At 40.1% G+C, this 17,924-nt stretch carries 8 protein-coding genes and 3 tRNA genes; 4 read left to right on the forward strand and 7 right to left on the reverse strand.

Going from position 1 to position 17,924, the window contains the following annotated elements:
• Positions 1 to 615: 615 nt before the first annotated feature.
• Both DKG80_RS17230 and DKG80_RS17235 read left to right on the forward strand, forming a co-directional pair.
• On the forward strand, positions 616 to 1,740 hold the full coding sequence (locus DKG80_RS17230; RefSeq protein ID WP_109832624.1) for an FISUMP domain-containing protein: 1,125 nt from the start codon (positions 616 to 618) through the stop codon (positions 1,738 to 1,740).
• A 63-nt stretch (positions 1,741 to 1,803) separates the two neighbouring features.
• Positions 1,804 to 7,956, forward strand: coding sequence for an Ig-like domain-containing protein (locus tag DKG80_RS17235; protein WP_109832625.1), 6,153 nt, complete (start codon positions 1,804 to 1,806; stop codon positions 7,954 to 7,956).
• Between the two features lie 857 nt (positions 7,957 to 8,813).
• Here DKG80_RS17235 and DKG80_RS17240 read toward each other — a convergent pair.
• From DKG80_RS17240 to DKG80_RS17255, 4 genes are all read right to left on the reverse strand, one after another.
• Positions 8,814 to 8,987 (reverse strand): hypothetical protein, encoded by a 174-nt coding sequence (locus tag DKG80_RS17240; protein WP_162555951.1) that lies wholly within the window; start codon positions 8,985 to 8,987, stop codon positions 8,814 to 8,816.
• 73 nt (positions 8,988 to 9,060) lie between these two features.
• Positions 9,061 to 10,215 carry a leucine-rich repeat domain-containing protein gene (locus tag DKG80_RS17245; RefSeq protein ID WP_109832627.1) on the reverse strand — a complete coding sequence of 385 codons (1,155 nt, stop codon included), beginning with the start codon at positions 10,213 to 10,215 and terminating at the stop codon, positions 9,061 to 9,063.
• Positions 10,193 to 13,219, reverse strand: coding sequence for a hypothetical protein (locus DKG80_RS17250; protein ID WP_109832628.1), 3,027 nt, complete (start codon positions 13,217 to 13,219; stop codon positions 10,193 to 10,195). Before DKG80_RS17250 ends, DKG80_RS17245 begins: the two co-directional genes overlap by 23 nt.
• A gap of 89 nt (positions 13,220 to 13,308) precedes the next feature.
• Positions 13,309 to 15,483, reverse strand: a complete 2,175-nt coding sequence (locus tag DKG80_RS17255; RefSeq protein ID WP_109832629.1) for a carbohydrate binding family 9 domain-containing protein — start codon at positions 15,481 to 15,483, stop codon at positions 13,309 to 13,311.
• Positions 15,484 to 16,023: 540 nt separating this feature from the next.
• Between DKG80_RS17255 and DKG80_RS17260 the strand changes: the two genes are divergently transcribed.
• Positions 16,024 to 16,785, forward strand: coding sequence for a sensor histidine kinase (locus DKG80_RS17260; RefSeq protein WP_162555953.1), 762 nt, complete (start codon positions 16,024 to 16,026; stop codon positions 16,783 to 16,785).
• Between the two features lie 4 nt (positions 16,786 to 16,789).
• Positions 16,790 to 17,497: a LytR/AlgR family response regulator transcription factor gene (locus tag DKG80_RS17265; protein WP_109832631.1), complete on the forward strand. Its 708-nt coding sequence runs from the start codon at positions 16,790 to 16,792 to the stop codon at positions 17,495 to 17,497.
• Between the two features lie 89 nt (positions 17,498 to 17,586).
• Here DKG80_RS17265 and DKG80_RS17270 read toward each other — a convergent pair.
• The 3 genes from DKG80_RS17270 to DKG80_RS17280 form a co-directional block, all read right to left on the reverse strand.
• A tRNA-Lys gene (locus DKG80_RS17270) sits at positions 17,587 to 17,659 on the reverse strand.
• 33 nt (positions 17,660 to 17,692) lie between these two features.
• Positions 17,693 to 17,765 (reverse strand) — tRNA-Lys (locus DKG80_RS17275).
• A gap of 34 nt (positions 17,766 to 17,799) precedes the next feature.
• A tRNA-Lys gene (locus DKG80_RS17280) sits at positions 17,800 to 17,872 on the reverse strand.
• Between the last annotated feature and the right edge of the window lie 52 nt (positions 17,873 to 17,924).

A 17,924-nucleotide genomic window follows, 5' to 3' on the forward strand; every position in this document is an offset into this window, starting at 1 on the left:
TCAGTAGTACATTAATAGTTCAACTTAGCGAAAGAAACAATCTAAACACCTGCTGAGCATCTTATTATAAGAATATAGATTCCCCCTTTTCGTCGGAATGACCACATACGACTAACCATACTCAGACAAAAAACAGTCAAGTTGAGAAATTAAGACTACCGCTATGCAGAAGTCTGCACAGTAAGGAGAGTGTCCAAAATCAAAGAAACAGCGTCAGTACGAGTGAAGCCTCGAAAGCAATCGAGATGGAATGTGGCAATCTACAAGCTGAACAGCAGTAGCCCTTTAGTAGATGAATGTGTTTTGGTAGGGCATGAGCCTGAACTTAATTCTAGTGACGATTTTACAATTGACGGTCTATAATCCACTGGATGAAAGGTATTTGTTTAGCCCTCAAAGCATCTGTGATAGGTTTTCGAAAAAAAAATGAAGAAATCAATGAGAATATTACTATTATTTCAGAGATGCATTTAATTTCGCTATGCACTTAGCTACCTAGCCTCACACATCTAATACAAGTGCGCTACCAAGCAAACAAGGCTAGAAAAGTTAGGAACTCAGGTTTAGCCAAGTGTTCGTTCATATTATTTGTACCTAGTTAAACACTTTCAAAAAATGAAAAGTACCAATGCAATGGTCGCTACGGTGATCAAATCATTTTATACACTTACTGCAATATTAGCGTTGTCCGTGATAGTCTCGTCATGTGGAGATGATTCAGACGATGAAGATGAAAAAGAATTTGACTGTGCAGCGTCTGGATTTGAGGCAGCAGTGACCAAGTCTGAGACGGAATTCTCCTTCACGATCACCAATGGAGATACCCCATACAAGTATTCGATAGCATACGAAGGTGTAGAAGAAGCGCAGGAAGGCACTTCAGAAGAGAAAACCTTCACCGCAGAAGTAAAGCATTTCCTTCCAAAAGCAACGATCACGATCACTGATGCCAATGACTGTACACTGACCAAAGAAGTAGCAGCATTTGACTGTGCTACAGAGTCAGACTTCGCAGTAGAAGCGATCGGATCAGATGGAGAAATCAGATTCACGATCACAGGAGGTAAGGCACCGTACAGCTATAGCGTTACGCACGAAGGCGTGACAGAGCCATTCACAGGAGAGAAAAGCGAAAAGGAATATACAGTAGTAACAGAACAAACATCTAAAGCCACGGTAGTCGTCACAGATGCTTATGAATGCACTAAGACCATCGAGATATCAGCAGATGACATGTCTTCTTTTGTAGACACTAGAGATGGTCAGCGATACAAGATGGAGACGATCGGTACACAGACTTGGCTAGCAGAAAACTTCAACTACGACTATGAAGGATCTAGATGCTATGGTGACGACGCATCTAACTGCGAGACTTATGGTAAGCTATATGATTGGGATATAATCACCTCTGATGACTTTGCTCCTGAGGGATGGAAAATGCCTACAATAGAAGAAGCTGAGACTCTTGAGACTTTCCTAGGGTCTATTGCAGGGAATTCAGGTGCTAAGTTAAAAGAAGGAGGGACTAGCGGATTTGAGGCCAAATTAGCAGGTCAGTATAATATTGGTTTTAAATATGCCGATCTTGAAGAATACGGATATTTCTGGACTGGTACAGAGCATAATACTACAGAAGGAAAAATATTTTCAGTTGAATCAGGTGACTCCGCAATAGGAATAGGTTTTGGAGTTGAAGGAGATAAAACAAGTTTTTTCTCTGTCAGATTCATAAAGGAATGAATACTTTAATTAGTCAGGCCATTTGAAGTGGCCTGACAATCTCTAATCGTCTTAATTAATCTCATGCAAAAGATAACAATTAATCTAATTCAGGTTTATCTATTTTTAGTAAGCCTAAGTGTACTTGCCCAACCGGATATCAGCCTTGTTGGTATGAGTCCTCTCACCGATTTGAAGATAGGAACAGAAGTAGAGACCATTGTCATTGACTTTAATATGACGGTGAAAAACCCTTCTGCGTCATTGACATTGATCAAATTAGGCACTCCTGTAGAGGAGGTAGAACTGTCGATAAAAAAGTTTCACAGTAGTAAAAAAAGCATACGACTGACTTTAAACGAACATTTCGAATACGATACCGATTATCAGATCAAAATAGTTGATCTGACAGATATCAGTGATGCGTCAAATAAAGCAACTGTTACTCATGATTTTAAGACTATGGAGGCTGTCAAGCCTGATTTTAATTCAGCGAGTACAAATCCTAGCTCTACCTCTCTGTCTGCGGTTTCTCCTTATATAAATGAAGTCATTGCGAAGTATGACTTTACTGCTCCGAGTACTGGAATAAAAAAAGGAACTGGCTTTGGAGTAACTATTACTCCTGACGGTATGCCTTCATCAGCGTTAACATTTACAGATACAGAAGTGTCCATTACTGGTGGTGAGAACGTAGTCATTGATTTGAGTGGGAAAACACTTGAGTATGATACAAAATATGAAGTAAAGATCACAGCTGTGCAGTCTAATGAAGATGCCGAAAATTTTGCAGATGATGTAACCTTTGAATTTACTACCGAGTCTGCAACCAAGCCATATATCACCAGCATAGAAACGAATAAAGCAGATGACATATCATTATCACCTACGTCTGTCACTCCATATATAACCGATATAGTAGCTACCTATAGCAAACCAACTAATAGTAATGGGATAAAAGGAGGTACAGATGCTCCTGCAGTGACAATCAAACCTGTAACTCCAACAGGTATGGGTGCAGCTTTGACCAATGTCTTGGTCAGTGTCAGTGGTCAAGTAGTAACGATAGATGTAAGTGGTTCGACACCGAGACTTCAGTATGGTACTAAGTATAATCTAGAAATAAAGGATGCTATTTCTGATGAAGCTGCTAATAACAAAGCTGATGATAAGACTTATGAGTTTACTACTAAAGCCGTCCCTCTACCCGTGCTGAACACAGGATTATCTACCAAAGGCATTGATGTAGACCCATATCTAAAAAAAATCATAGCAGCCTTTGACGTAGGAGACGATAGTGGAGGAATAGAAAGTGCTACTGATATTACAGTATCTTTTACAGGTGGAACCTTGACTCAAGGAACAGACTATGATGTGAGTTATGATGGCAACAATGTAGAGTTGAGTATAAAAACTCATTTGGAATATAGCACTACATATACAGTAAGCCTTAAGAATGTCAAATCAAAAGAAGATCTTAATGTTGTTGCCTATAAAACTACTCCAGCTAGTTTCAGTTTTACAACAGAAGCAGCCATTAAGCCCAGTCTAGAGAAAGTCGAAACAAACATAGGTACTAACCTTACGCTGCCACCAAGTTTTACGAGCTCAATATCTCCATACATCACTAGCCTTATAGCTACCTATAAATACGATGATACGCACAGTGCTGGAGTAGATGCTGCGACAGTAAAAATAACTCCTGTCAAGGATGATAATTCTGATGATGCATCAGCTCCAGTTGTTAATGTGACTAAAGTTGATTTTTCTAATAAAACTTTAGCTGGTGGAGATAAAGCGACGGATGTTTCAATAGAACTTGGGGGGCTGATCTATGGTCAAAAGTATAAAGTTGAATTAACAGATGTTACTTCAAATGAAGATGCCGAAAATAAAGCAGTGACTACAGTACTCTACTTCAAAACAGCAAATAAAGTCGCACCAAAAATATCAAGTGTAACAGGTATTTCTAGTGATGGAGCTACTGATATATCGCCTTATTTAGGAGTACTCGAATTGGTTTTTGATGATCCAGGAGTAAAAGATAATGGTACTAGAGATGAAATCAAGCTATCAGGAGTGGTAGATGCTTCACCGAACTACAGCGCAGCGTACTCTACGAAGGGAATTGTGATTACTCTCAACGACCCTCTGAAATTTAATGACGTCTATACTATTTCCTTGACTAACATACAGTCCAACGAAACGCTATCTAATGAGGCAGCAAGCCTCTCTTATTCATTTACAACTACAGCTTCCCAACCAAGTGTGACAGGAGTGACTAGCTCACAGTCTCTATGTAATGGAAAAGAAAGCGCCGCTATGGGATTCACAATCCAAGAAGGTCATCGAGGGAATTTTCACAAAGACGGTGCTAGTACCAGAGAAAGGGTCACTATCAAGATAAGAGAGAAAGGAGGAGTAGAAACCGATAAGTTCAATTTTGAAGCAGCAGGTAGTGTGTCAACATCTGGAATGTCAGACTTAAAAGGTACAGAGACTAAACTATCAGGAACAAAAACCTTATTGGTAGAGTTTAAGACCAACTCAGCCATTTCATTCGAAAAAATAGACCTTCTAGAAGTTAAAGGCGTGAAAATTAAATACTCAGGGATTAAATCTGCCGATGATGCAGGAGACTATGAGTTGTACATTAGTAATGTGACAGAATCTTTTAGAGGACTACAAGATGAAGTCGTAGGGGAGTTTACTTTGTACGCAGATGATGATGCTTTTACAATCTCAGCCGTAGGAGCCGAGACTGGCGTTTCTCCTACTGAGTTCTGCGCAAATGAAAACATTACGATTTCTACTTCTACCCCTTCTACTGCAGTTGCTGCCGACTATGATTTTTACAAAGAGAATGTACTAAACCATACTGGTACATCTTGGACTACAACGACTATATCAGAAGGAAATAAAGTCTATGCACAGTCCAAAGGTACCTGTCCCGTAAGAAGTAATACGCTGACCTTTGATATGGTAGAGATTCATAATTATAAGGATATCAAATATGCGGTCTATGATCCCGAAGACGCGACAAAAGTAGATATCATAGCTTACGATGAAAAAATTGTTAAAGCTAGCACTGATTCGGAGTTCAGGATAGAGGCACTAGATCCATCGAATAAGGCTATTAAAGGTACGTTCTATGATGTTTATGGGACCTCGAATCCTCCTATTAGAGAAGATGCTGGCAATACCTATTGGAGTCCTGCAAAAGCTCAGTTATTTGCTGATAATGCTGCTACTGGACAGAGCCTCTTTTACGCACGTTTTTATCAACAGTGCACAAATAAAGTAGATATAAATTATGCACGATTTGGGGTTAACCTATATGACCCTACAAAAGCCACACAGCTATCCAGTGCAGCAATTTCAGAAGGTACCATCTGCAAAGATGAAGAAGATGCAATACCTGTAACTTGGGTGCCAAGTATTACGATAGCTGATTTGGAACTAAAATCGCTGAGCGGCTTCGCTCCTGATGGAAGTCCACTACCAAATTTAATTACGATAGGGACAGTAACGAATGCTGAAACTGGGATAGCGACTAGTGTTTATTTAATAAAACCAAGCGAGGCGGGTAGTTACAATAATGTGGATATCGTAATAGAATATTCATTAGGAACTGGGACGACTGCATCTGTTTCTCAAATAACCCAAAAGCTAAGAGTAGGAGAATCAGAAGAGCCAAGAGTATTTGTACTTGGATCTGCTAGCCAAATAGCAAGCGTACAATGTGAACAAGAAGATCCCGTAGAACTGTATGTTCCAGAGAACGGTACGCAGCTCTTTTTTGTCAAAGATTTAGACACTAATATAGAGACGCCTTTGGAGGAAGAACAGCTGTACTTTAGAGCTGCTAAAGCTGGTGAAATAGTGACACCATTGAAAGCAGGTAACTTTCTGGTTCCTAATACCAATGGGTATGAACTCAGAGTAGAGCATAGAAATGAATCTAACTGCATGAAAGAAAGAGTGTATCCTATCACGGTATATTCAGGTCCTGCACAGCCGCCTGTCTCATTTACTGAATTTTGTGTAGGAGATGGAAGCGCAGGTTTTATTCCAGCGTTGGATATGACTCCAGCTAAAGCAGATTCGGCTACTTACTATAGTTTGGCTTGGGTAGATGGGGACAATATACTAGGGACTGGCTGGAAATACGAAGCTAAGATCAGAAACGATCAATCCTCTACGGCCAATTATGCCATCAAACTCAAAGATGCCTCCACTGGCTGTTTGAGTACCGAATCGCAAGTGATAGTGACCGTCGGAGAAAATCCCGAAGCTTCATTTGACTACCAAGTGACCAATGATCAAAAAGTTTGGATGGAAGAGCATTCAACAGGCGCGGCAGTAGGTGCAGATAGAATTGTACAATGGGACTATGAGGTAGTCGGTACCACCGATAAGCTGCAAAGGCTAAGCCCGTTAGCTGCATCCGCAAAAGATGAATTGTCAGTGTCTAATACAGGTATACAAACACTTCAGCTCAAAGTCACTACCCAACTGGGCTGTGAAGATATCATCCAACAAGAAGTGACAGTACCAGGATACGGAACACCCACAGGTGATCAATACACCGCTAGGTTTGACACGGGAGACACGAATGATTGGGTACCTACCTCTTCCAACGAAAATTCATCGACTGAGGCAGCTGTAAATAGTACTTGGAAGATGACAGAAGACCTAGATGGTCATGAGTATGTATGGCAAGCGACAGGAAATGGTGAGTATAGTTGGGTAGAAAGTCCGCTGATAGATTTGAGTCATTGGTCAGCACCATTAGTATCGATGGATCTGTTCTATGATACGCCATCACTGGAAGGCATAGCACTTCAGTACAGAGTAGTAGGTCAGCACCCAGATGAAAATGGAGACTGGGAGTTAGTAGGATCAGCCGAAGCGGGGCTACACAGATACAACAGTACCAGTATCTCAGCAGGCCCTGGGGGCAGTATCATAGGATGGACAGGGCAGTCAGAAGGCGTACTAGACGACTGGGTTAAAGTATCCTACGACCTGTCCAAGGTCAAAGCCGCGGCGATATCATTGGCTGATAGTAAAGGAAGACCAATTACCACAGGTCTATTCGTACAGTTTAGAGTCGCCTATGCATCACTCAACCTATCCACCGCGAGGACGACCACTGGAGTAGCATTCGACAGTTTTACCATACACAACAAGACCCGTCACAATCTGGTAGAACATGTCACCAATCTCAATGCGACCGGTGATAATCAAAAGGCGATCATAGACGAATTTGTCAATACCCGTCGAGCGAGCAGTGTTGGTAGTGAAGATTTGATATACATCCAGTACCATTCATTTAATCCGCAGCCAGACGAGTTACACTATGGGTATCACTTCGCAAGAAATTCGAGTAGTCACCATTCTCTTCGAGCATCATACAACGTGGGTACTACCATGATCAATGGAACAGGAGCGGATGAAAAGAACTTCAATGATTGGGGAGAATTGACCTATAGCCAACAGGCTGTCCAAGAGCCCGCCTTTGATGTTTCATTGAGCTATGATAAGTCCAGCTATGTAGCAGGAGAAAACCTCAAAGTAACAGCATCAGCGGTAAGAAATAGTGTTCCATACCTGTCACTAGATACAGCATCGCTTGACCTTCTAATGGTACTCAATGTGGCAGTAGTCGAAAAAGAAGTCACCGCTAGCGATGGGACAATACACCACAATGTGTTGGTGAAACTATTACCCCGATACCCAGCAGACAGCAAATGGGCAGATTGGGATGCTAGCTTGGGAGAATCACTATCCGCAGAAGAAGAGTGGGATATACCTGTAGATGCAGATCCTGATCGATTTGCGTTGATCGCTTGGGTGGAATTAACCAATACCTCTAGATATACAGATGGCAATGTGAAGATCTTGCCAGAAATATTTCAAGCAGAGCAAGTGAATATAGACATAGCACTTTCGAAAAGCAGTGTAGTAGCTAATGTTAGTAAACTAGAGCAGGACAATATATCCTTATACCCAGTGCCAACATCCGGAGAGTTGACCATCCAAGGAGTGGCAGGATTGATACCAGTGAGTACATGGACCATCGTAGATGTCACAGGACAAGTCTCCAAACAAGGTCAATGGCAAGCAGTATCAAGTGAGCAGAAGCTAGATGTCAGTGATCTGAAGTCAGGAACTTACCTACTACAGCTCAGAAGCAGAGAAGGCGTAGTTACCCTACGCTTCGTCAAAGAATAGAAATATGTTTAGAATTTAATGAATGATGAGGTCGGTGCAGCAATGTATCGACCTTTGTTTTTTATATACTTGAATACCAACTTATTTGATGCTTAACACGAAAGAATGAAAATTATACTGTCGGACCCCGATAGCGCAGTGTATCGGGAGAGTTTATAATTTTCTAGACTTTTGGCTTCCTTTTTGGGCAATGCAGCTTCAATGAATGGTGATACAGTGATCATCAATGCGATAATCTATTGGTACCGTTTAAGGTACCAATAGGCACGACACCAACACACCATAGTGCACGACACCAACACACCATAGTGCACGACACCAACACACCATAGTGCACGACACCAACACACCATAGTGCACGACACCAACACACCATAGTGCATGACACCAACACACCATAGTGCACGACACCAACACACCATAGTGCACGACACCAACACACCATAGTGCACGACACCAACACACCATAGTGTACGACACCAACACACCATAGTGTACGACACCTGCACACCATAATGTACAATACCTGTATTACATAAGGCACGACACCTGCGCCACATAAGGTTCTACATCTGTGCCACGTAAGGCATGATACCTGTGCCACGTAAGGCATGATATCTGCGTCACATAAGGCATGACACCTGTGCCACATAAGGTACGACACTTGCGTCACATAAGGTACGATACTTATACAACATATAGGTATAACGTCTGTTTCATATAAGGAGCAGACTCATTCTGTAATTATTATTTAATATCGGAGCCTTCTATTCGAGAGACTCAGGTTACGTAAGTAGTTACTTGTTCTAGAAGGGGCAGCTTGTAAAGCTAAAGCTGCAAAAAGAAGGGAAGCACTATTAAATAATACTTTGAATAGCGGTAGCATGAGCTTTTTTATAAGTCTTCCAGTCTTCAGGGATATCATATGTAGGTTGACCATTCCAAGTTTGATCTCTGAGTTTCTTTTTCTCTGAAGCTGGTGCATTTTTTCTCTCCTCTTCAGTTTCCTTGAGACTCTTGTCGATTCTCATTCGCTCTTGCTTAGGTAGAGACTCATACATCATTTGGTTGTATAGTGAGAGCTGATTAATGTAGGTAAGGAAATTAATCCCTTCTCGGTACGCCGGGAAGAGGATTGCTATAAGCATCGACATAAGTATCATCTATACAACTAGGAAGATATTCAAGGTCATTTCGATAGATTTTTAAACCTATAATCTTGTCAAGGTTACATAGTGAAGCAGGGATAGTTTTGAGGTTGTTCCAAGCAAAATTCATGTAATTGAGCTTTGTACAATACCCCAGTTCTTCAGGTAAGTATTCTAGATAGCAGTAATCCGCATACAATGAGAGTAATTTTTTACAGTTGCCTATTTCCTTAGGTATGGTTTTCATAGGGTTATCAGAGAGTGTTAAATGTTCTAGATTTGGTAGCTTCCAAATAATAGAAGGGATGTCATTTTCAGTCATCCCAGTACCTCTTAGGTCAATAGAGCGTAACCCTTTCATGTTAAGAATTGACTTTGGAAAATCTTTAATCTTAGTTCCTTCAATGGACAAGGTGTATATACTATCCATATTGCCAATACTTTCAGGGATACTAGTGACATTTGTATAGTCAAATCCTAGACTACCGAGGTTTTTGAGTCGATCGATATCTTCAGGAAGTTCAGAAATTGGATTGCCATGTAATATGAGCATATCTAACTGTTCAAGTTCTAGTACTTCTCTAGGGAATTCTGTGAAATGGTTGTAGTCTAAATAGAGTGTTTTTAAGTTTTTTAGTTGTGTAGTAAAAGAAGGTAGTTTTCTGAACTGATTTTTGCTTAAAAACAATTCGTTAAGTTTTTCTGACTTTAAAATGCTACTTGGTATGTCTTTAATATTATTTCCAATTACACTTAATATCTCAAGTTTTTTGAATCGATCAATATCTCGTGGTATTTCCGAAAGGTTTACATTTCGTAAACCTAAAAGTTCTATTTGAGAGAATTCATACAGCTCTTCGGGAAACCTATCAAGTTGAACATCATTAATATATAGAGACTCTACGTAGCCACTATCATTTTTATAAATACCGAAATTATCTTCAGTAGCATTTTTGCCTACTTTTTGCTTCAATAGTTCAATGGCCTTTTTCTCTTTTTCGATACCGATATTGTTGTTTTGCATAGGAGCTTTTGTTTTGTAACACCCTGAGAAAACTAATAGTATTAATGAGAACCAGAGTGTTTTTCTATTCCATCCTGTCTGCCACATCTTCTTTGAATTTATTAAATAATATATGCTGTTCGAATTGGGATTCTGAGAAGAAATTACCCCTTAATATATTTTTTAGGAGTAGGGGTTTATTAAAACTATCATACTCCCCAAAATAGTCTTTTAGCTTCATTCCCATAACCTTAGCGTGTTCCCAAGCATCTTCAGATTTCAGCGCCATTCTAACCCCATCAGAGAAGTTTTCAATAATACTTTGAATAGCGGTAGCATGAGCTTTTTTATAAGTCTTCCAGTCTTCAGGGACATCATATGCAGGCTGACCATTCCAGGTTTGATCTCTGAGTTTCTTTTTCTCTGAAGCTGGTGCATTTTTTCTCTCCACTTCAGTTTCCTTGAGACGCTTGTCGATTCTCATTCGCTCTTGCTTAGGTAGAGACTCGTACATCATTTGGTTGTATAGCGAACTGATGTAAGTAATATTGTTAGTGCCTAGTACCTCAAACAACCCCTGTTTGAGTGAACCCGTTATGCTGACCCCAGCTACTTTGCCATCTACAGAAGGACTAATCGTTTCTTTAGCGTTTACCCGTACATAATAAAGGCTCCATCCTGAAGTATTGTAGCCAAATTTGATGTGCAGCTCGATCTCACTAGTTGCGGTGAGCTTTTTGCTTACCTTAGACTTTTTCTCTGTAGCGAATATTTTAGTCAATACCTCTCGACCAAATTCGGATTCGAAATTACCTAAGAGCCCTTTTAGTGCTTTGATATGGCCCATTTTCTCTTTTATAGAAGGTATCAAGCCATTAAACTGTTGTAGCAGTGGATCAGCACTCGTCCCCGCAAAGAGACTGCTGCTAAAAGAACCAATGATATCAAAAGAATATGGTGTGCCTTGTCCTACGGAATTATATGCGAGATCAACCTTAGTACCATCGAAAACTACATTTCCAGAAAGAGTAGTGATCGACAAGTGATCCGGATTATTGTCAGTATCCTTAGGAGCTTGCCCTATTTCAGACACCTCTTTCTCCTGACTATTGATCTCTAAGCCTGATAGCCCAATCTCAGCTCCCGCTTTATCATCCATCATAGATCCTACAATCTTTCCAGATTTTTTGTTCACGGACTGTTGAATGTATCGTTTTTTTAGCTCGTCTTCATTTTCTTTCCAATAGATACTATCCGTATTAAGCCCCAGCTTTCTAGGGTCAATATCATTGTTTAGGCAAAGCCGAAGCAGTGCGTTGTGAAAGTGGGCAGAAAAGTGATCCACCGACTCAAACTTACCATTGAGATCACCAAATGTAGAGATGTTAAGACTATCCTGATACTCGCCACTTATCGATGCCTTGGATACTCCAGTATCCACCCCAGTTTCGATACCTGTCTTGTAGGACACTTGAGTAGTAAAAGATCTGTTGTCAGGAACGCCCATCGTCATTCCTGCTCCGACAGAGACTTTGACGAAAAAGATCACATACTGACCTTTGATGTACAACTTAAGACCAATTTCACCACCAGCCGGGATTTGGTTGTGATCTCCAAGCATCAGTAGGTTTAGCTTGGAATTGAGTATTTCAGGGTTGTAAAGTTGTGATACATCCTTTGTCTGTGCTTTTTGTTTTTCTTCCTCCTTGCGACGAAGCGCCTCAGCAATAGCTCGCTGCGACTCAAAGGCAAAAACATCAAACTCAGGATCTTCGAGAATTTCTAGTGCTCTTTTTCGTATCTCTCGAAGAAGGGAAGCACTGGCAGGCGTATTCTTATCAGCTTTTCTGAAGGCGTCAGTAGCCTTCTGAGCATCAAACTGATATTTTCCATCCTTTAAAAAAATAAAGAAGTCTCTACTCAGTTTGGCACGAAACTCATCTACCGATTGTATCAAGAACTCATGGTACATTCTATCCAGCTTATTACCAGTAGCATGTTTCTCAGCTCCTTCACTCAATTCCCATTTCTCCAGTAAGTCATTTTGAAACTGGACACCAAATTCATATTTATCCTTTGGTAATACAGGGATTTTGGGTTTTTCCGCAAGAAAGACTGGGACTTCAGCATTCTCCTCTTCTTTTTCTTCTTGATTCTTCTTTTCCTCTACCTTTTCAGCGGCCTTGCGTCGATGCTCCAAGCTAGCATAGGTATCTCGGCACCTTTGAATATAATCTCGGTCCATCATCTCGGCATGCATGGACTGAAGCGTCTTGCTGCCAGGTCCAGAAATATTGCCATCGACACTAGACTCCCTCCACCCAAGTACTTCACGCTGTAGTGTTTCGATAGCCGTTATTGTTTTTGCGATCTTTTCCTGTTCGACAGCTGGAGTAGGTGTATTACTAACTATGGTGCTTTCGTCCTCAAAGTCTGAAGGAGTTAGAAGACCAAGATTGAGCAAAGCCGTTTGAATATTGAGGACATCACTCTTAAGGTTTTCAGCATCTCCACCACCTACACTACCTTTGACCTGCGTGTTCTTTGCAGTTACTTTTTGCTCTCGGTTGGCCTGATTTAGATTCGCCTCAGAGCCAGAGTATTCGCCAAACTCCTCACCAAGAATCTTTACACCCCACTTCAAACCAATAAACTCAGCTTCCAACGCTTCCACAAACGGGCGAGTCCCTACCTTGAATCCAGCAGCACTCATTTTTCTGTCAAAGTCATTAAAGGCCTGCTTGATACCGGGTATCCGCTTTCGATACTTATTAACGGTGTCTCGCTGGAGATTACGATAATGTCGAGTGGCACCGACTCTTTCCAAGTCTTTTAGTATTTGAAGCTTCCTAGTTTTTTCATCCCTTTGAAAATAATCTCCTTCACTTGGCTTAGGAGCTGGTTTAGGTTCAGGTTTTTGTTGCTCGCGGAGAGCATCTCTTTTCATTTGCTTTCGGATATCCTCGAGATCCTTTTGTACCTCTTCTTCAGTGTATTGATACGATCTATCAACATAGGGCTCTTGTTCCCGTGCTGTTCCTTTGTCGGATGAGAATTGAGGAAGTTGAGAATATTCAGATTCCTGTTCAGGCTCGTATTCGTATTCGTGCATGGCTAGAATTTAGATAATGATAAAACGTGAGGTGCCAAATTATAAACTTCACAGACAGCTACAAAATGTTTTTTAGAAATATATCTCTACTACCAACTCAGTCTGTAATTCAATTTCGCAGAAATGTTCCAGTTGTGATGACTGAAGTCATCTCCATAGTTGTCTGACAATACTAGATAGAAATAGGATAGAGGGCGGTACTGCCATTGTAGACGTGAATTGATATTGAACAAGTCGAATTGGTTGTTGTATTGGATATAAGTAGTCCAATTGATATCATTAGTGATGAAGATTTCACTGATGAATTTTATCAAGTGAAATGACTTACTTCCCAGTTCGTTCATGTCTAATCTATTGTGTTCATATTCAACTTCAAATGATGCCAGAGGGAGAAATCTATAGCCTACACTTGAGACGTATCTGCTTCTATTCCCATTATAAAACGATCCTTGCTGGACGCTGGCAGTATAGAAGTGACGCTGAGTAAAGTCTGAGTCAAATGACAGTCTTACGGAATTGTATTTATACAAACCTGGAGAAACGGAATTGCCATTACCTAACGGGTCAAATGCATATCTAAGTTCTGTCATGTCTGAAAAAACATCTAAGGAAATAGCCGAAACGTTCTTGAACCAGAGTGTGTTATTCAGCCTTAAATTCCACTCACTGAATTCTCCACTTTCATTTAGGTAGAGGTCAGATTTTGCCCGAAGAAATCTATAAGAGTCTATTTTGGAAGAATTGGAAAAATGGACAAGATCCAAATTGTTGGAAATATGGGTATAAGCATGTCTGATGGTCTGATCTGTAGCTACGTCATAATTATATAGCCTAGGAACAAAACCAATATCAGTCACATAATTATTCTCGACGTGATTGATCTTGTTGGAAAAAGTCACTTCTCGCGTATTGTAAAAGGATTCAATACTGTACATGTTGCTTTGGTCATTGTACTCATTCGAAAAACTCCTTCCGAGATTGACCAGTCCTGTCCATTTTTTGTTTTCTGATAAGAATTGGAGATTAGTACCTAGTACTCGGTTGTAATCATGATTGATGTCAGAGGAACTCGATTCCTGTCGATTAACTAAGTATGCAGTAGCTGCGAATAGTTTGGAAAGTTGTTGTCGTCCAACCAAAACACTGTAGTTCTGTGGAGCATTGACCGAGTCTAGCCTTTTGGACTGAACGTTCATGATGCCCACTCTTGTAGAAGGACTGGCATTACCCGATAGCTTTAGGCCAAAGAGAATGTCTCCTTGTGCACCGATAAACCTCGAGTAAAAAGGAATGATGTCAGACGAAGTTCCCAGATTAGCGAAGAGATCACCATTTTCAATGAAGAAGTTTCTTCTTTCAGGGAAGATGATATTGAACCGAGAGAGATTAGTTACCTGCTGGTCTACATCTACCTGAGAAAAGTCAGGATTGATAGTCGCATCTAAGCGCAGCCCTTGATTGACATTGTATTGAACATCAAGGCTTGGGATGATTGAAAAATCTTCCGACCCAGTAATTACATCTTTTTCATAGGCTCCTGTAGTAGAGGCGATGACTGTGCTTCTAGCTGAGGGTGTTTGTTTCAGATCTTCTATTTTGATCTTGGACAAAAAACGAGTGTCAAATTGTAAAAAACCTCTTGGGAACTTAGTCCAAGTAGTATACAGTCTGTTTTTAGTATCTCTATTGTAAAATTGAAAACTCCACTCATCCACTTCAGGGTTAAAGTTTAAATACCGTAGAGGAATCGATAATTCATAGATTTTATCAGTTCCGATGACTGATGATTGTCCATACCAAATTGCATCCCAGTTGGTGTTAAGGTCTTCATAGTTTCCAATAGTACCGTCTAGTTGATTGTTGCCAGCATTGAGAGCAAAGAAGTAGCCTCTATTCTGATTGTTAAACGGATCAATGATTATCCCAAAACAATCACTAAGGTGGAATCCAGTAAAGTAATCATCTCTTTTTAGACTACTTACATTCGTCTGCGAGGTCGTGTCGTGATAGACCACTGCTATATTCAGGCGCGTACCATCGTGGAATATTTTGACCTCAGAGTCATTGACAGCCATGCCGTCATTGATGGGGTAATAATTATAAAAATCCTTAATAGGTTCGATTTTAGACCATATTGACTCATCAAGTACACCATCTACTTTTATTTTGTCATCATAAATTTTAACCGAAGGAGGAGTACTATATTGAGCAATAGAATACAGGGCTGACAGATGGAGGAAGAGGAATACAATAAGTCGTTTCATTTTTTTCGAATAAAACTATTAGCCTCAGTCGAACAATTTGGAAATAGTAGACGAGGCTCAGGTATTCGAGATTACATAGGTATTTGTGGATGTAGAATTGGGTTCGTCGACTGTTAAGGGCTATTCTTCAGTAGTTAAGTGCTATTTAGCAGTGTTAATTCTAAAAAGAGGTCATAATTTGTACATTTAGATCGATAGATTTGAAAATGAAGCTTTCCGACTCTAGAGTCTGGAAACTATATCTAATACCTATTGTCCCGTGTTAAATCTTACCAGTATTCGTATATGTCCAAGACTCTGAAGCATATTGTTTTTTGGTTGTGTGTTTTTGTGTTTTACACCATCATGTTTTCTTATGAAGAGAATTTGGAATCTCGCGTTCAATATAATTTGGTGAACGTACCTCTATTCATGGTAGCATATTATCTCCTCGATTATTGGCAGATACCCTTTTTTCTGAACAAGAGGAAATACCTGCTTTTTGCATTAAGCTTGATATTAAGCAGTTCTTTCATTAGTTACTCTTGCAAATACATAGGTGTGGAGTTTTTAGGGGGTGAACATCATAATGAGCAAAGTTGGTTTTTACACACCTCAGAGTTTCTAGCCAAAAGCATTAAATTCTACACACCAGCCGCGGCTATACTATTCATTAAATCTCATCGAAAGGCACTCAGGGAAAAGGAGGAACTTGAAGAACTCAATAGAGAAAAAGTAGAAGCAGAACTAAAGTATCTTAAATCTCAACTCAATCCACATTTCCTATTCAATACTCTAAATAACCTTTATTCATTTGTAATAACAGGTTCTCCCAAGGCTCCAGACATTATCTTAAGACTATCCGAGATTCTGGATTATGCTTTGTACAAGAGTCAGAAAACTCTTGTTGCTCTGGGTGATGAGGTCAAGACTATTGAAAACTATTTGGAACTTGAGAAAGTAAGACATGGTGATCAATTGAATGTGGATTTTAATAAGAATATAGAGGATAGCTCTGTTAAAATTGCTCCGCTCATCATCTTGTCACTAGTAGAAAATGCCTTCAAGCATGGGACTACCGAGAACATCGATGAGGCTCTAATAGAAGTTAATTTGAAACAATACTCAAATACGGTCAACTTGGACATTAGAAACACTGCAGCTCATGCATCAAGTCTTCCAGACGAAAAATCCAGTGAGTCTGGAGGTATAGGATTAGTTAATATAAAAAAGCAACTTAAATTGACTTATTCTGATCGACATGAAATAACAGTGAATGAGGAGAATGGTTTCTTTGTGACATCTTTACAAATTAGTGTGTAGTACTATGGCAATACGATGTCTTTTAGTAGATGATGAACCGCCTGCAATAGAATTGCTGAAGAAGCATATCAGTCTTATAGAGGATTTGGAAGTGGTAGACACGAGCCCTAACGCTATAAAAGCACTGAATGTACTAAGAACAAAGAGTGTTGATTTGATTTTTTTGGATATTCAGATGCCTAAGCTGACAGGGCTGGAGTTTCTCAAGACATTAAAGCATCCACCGTCCGTAATTTTAACCACGGCCTATCGTGACTATGCTTTGGAAAGTTATGAATTTGATGTCATAGACTATCTTCTTAAACCTATATCTTTCGATAGATTCCTTCATTCTGTAGAAAAATATCATCAACGACTCAATAAATATCAACAGGAATCAGCAGACAACCCATCACCACATAGATCACACATATTTCTTAACATCAATAAAAAGCACTATCGTATAGAGATTGATCAGATCCTGTTCGTAGAAAGTTTAAAAGATTATGTACGAATACATTTTGAGGATAGTAATCTTTTATTGAAGACCTCGTTGGCAAGTTTTTTAGACATGTTGCCAGTTGATGACTTTGTCAGGATTCACAGGTCTTATGCTGTTTCAAGATCTAAGGTGTCTGTGATCGGAAGTAGTTTTGTTGAGATTCAGGATCGCAGACTACCGATAGGGAGTAGTTATCGGGCTTCGGTACAAAAAGATATTACAAGAGGGTAGGAGCAGGGGTATATCTTGTTTCTTTATAGACTTGTACTATGCATGGTTTTGGGAATAAAAAAGCCCCAGATACTACTGAGGCCTTGAAGTGATTCGTCTGGGGCTCGAACCCAGGACCCACGCCTTAAAAGGGCGTTGCTCTACCAACTGAGCTAACGAATCGAACCAATAAAAATCTCGACAGTTTCGAGATTGTGATTCGTCTGGGGCTCGAACCCAGGACCCACGCCTTAAAAGGGCGTTGCTCTACCAACTGAGCTAACGAATCAAACCAATAAAAAATCCCGACTGTTTCGGGATTGTGATTCGTCTGGGGCTCGAACCCAGGACCCACGCCTTAAAAGGGCGTTGCTCTACCAACTGAGCTAACGAATCTTGCAATTTTTAAAAGAACTTTTCAACTTTGTAAGCCGTTCCTTTATTTTGC

This window comes from Reichenbachiella versicolor, assembly GCF_003171675.1.
Lineage (GTDB): Bacteria > Bacteroidota > Bacteroidia > Cytophagales > Cyclobacteriaceae > Reichenbachiella > Reichenbachiella versicolor.

What these genes read in the sequence shown, in the direction of transcription:
- DKG80_RS17230 (WP_109832624.1), top strand. Translation starts at nt 616, where the DNA reads ATGAAAAGTACCAATGCAATGGTCGCTACGGTGATCAAATCATTTTAT.
- DKG80_RS17235 (WP_109832625.1), top strand. Translation starts at nt 1,804, where the DNA reads ATGCAAAAGATAACAATTAATCTAATTCAGGTTTATCTATTTTTAGTA.
- DKG80_RS17240 (WP_162555951.1), bottom strand. Translation starts at nt 8,987, where the DNA reads ATGAGAATCGACAAGAGTCTCAAGGAAACTGAAGAGGAGAGAAAAAAT.
- DKG80_RS17245 (WP_109832627.1), bottom strand. Translation starts at nt 10,215, where the DNA reads ATGTGGCAGACAGGATGGAATAGAAAAACACTCTGGTTCTCATTAATA.
- DKG80_RS17250 (WP_109832628.1), bottom strand. Translation starts at nt 13,219, where the DNA reads ATGCACGAATACGAATACGAGCCTGAACAGGAATCTGAATATTCTCAA.
- DKG80_RS17255 (WP_109832629.1), bottom strand. Translation starts at nt 15,483, where the DNA reads ATGAAACGACTTATTGTATTCCTCTTCCTCCATCTGTCAGCCCTGTAT.
- DKG80_RS17265 (WP_109832631.1), top strand. Translation starts at nt 16,790, where the DNA reads ATGGCAATACGATGTCTTTTAGTAGATGATGAACCGCCTGCAATAGAA.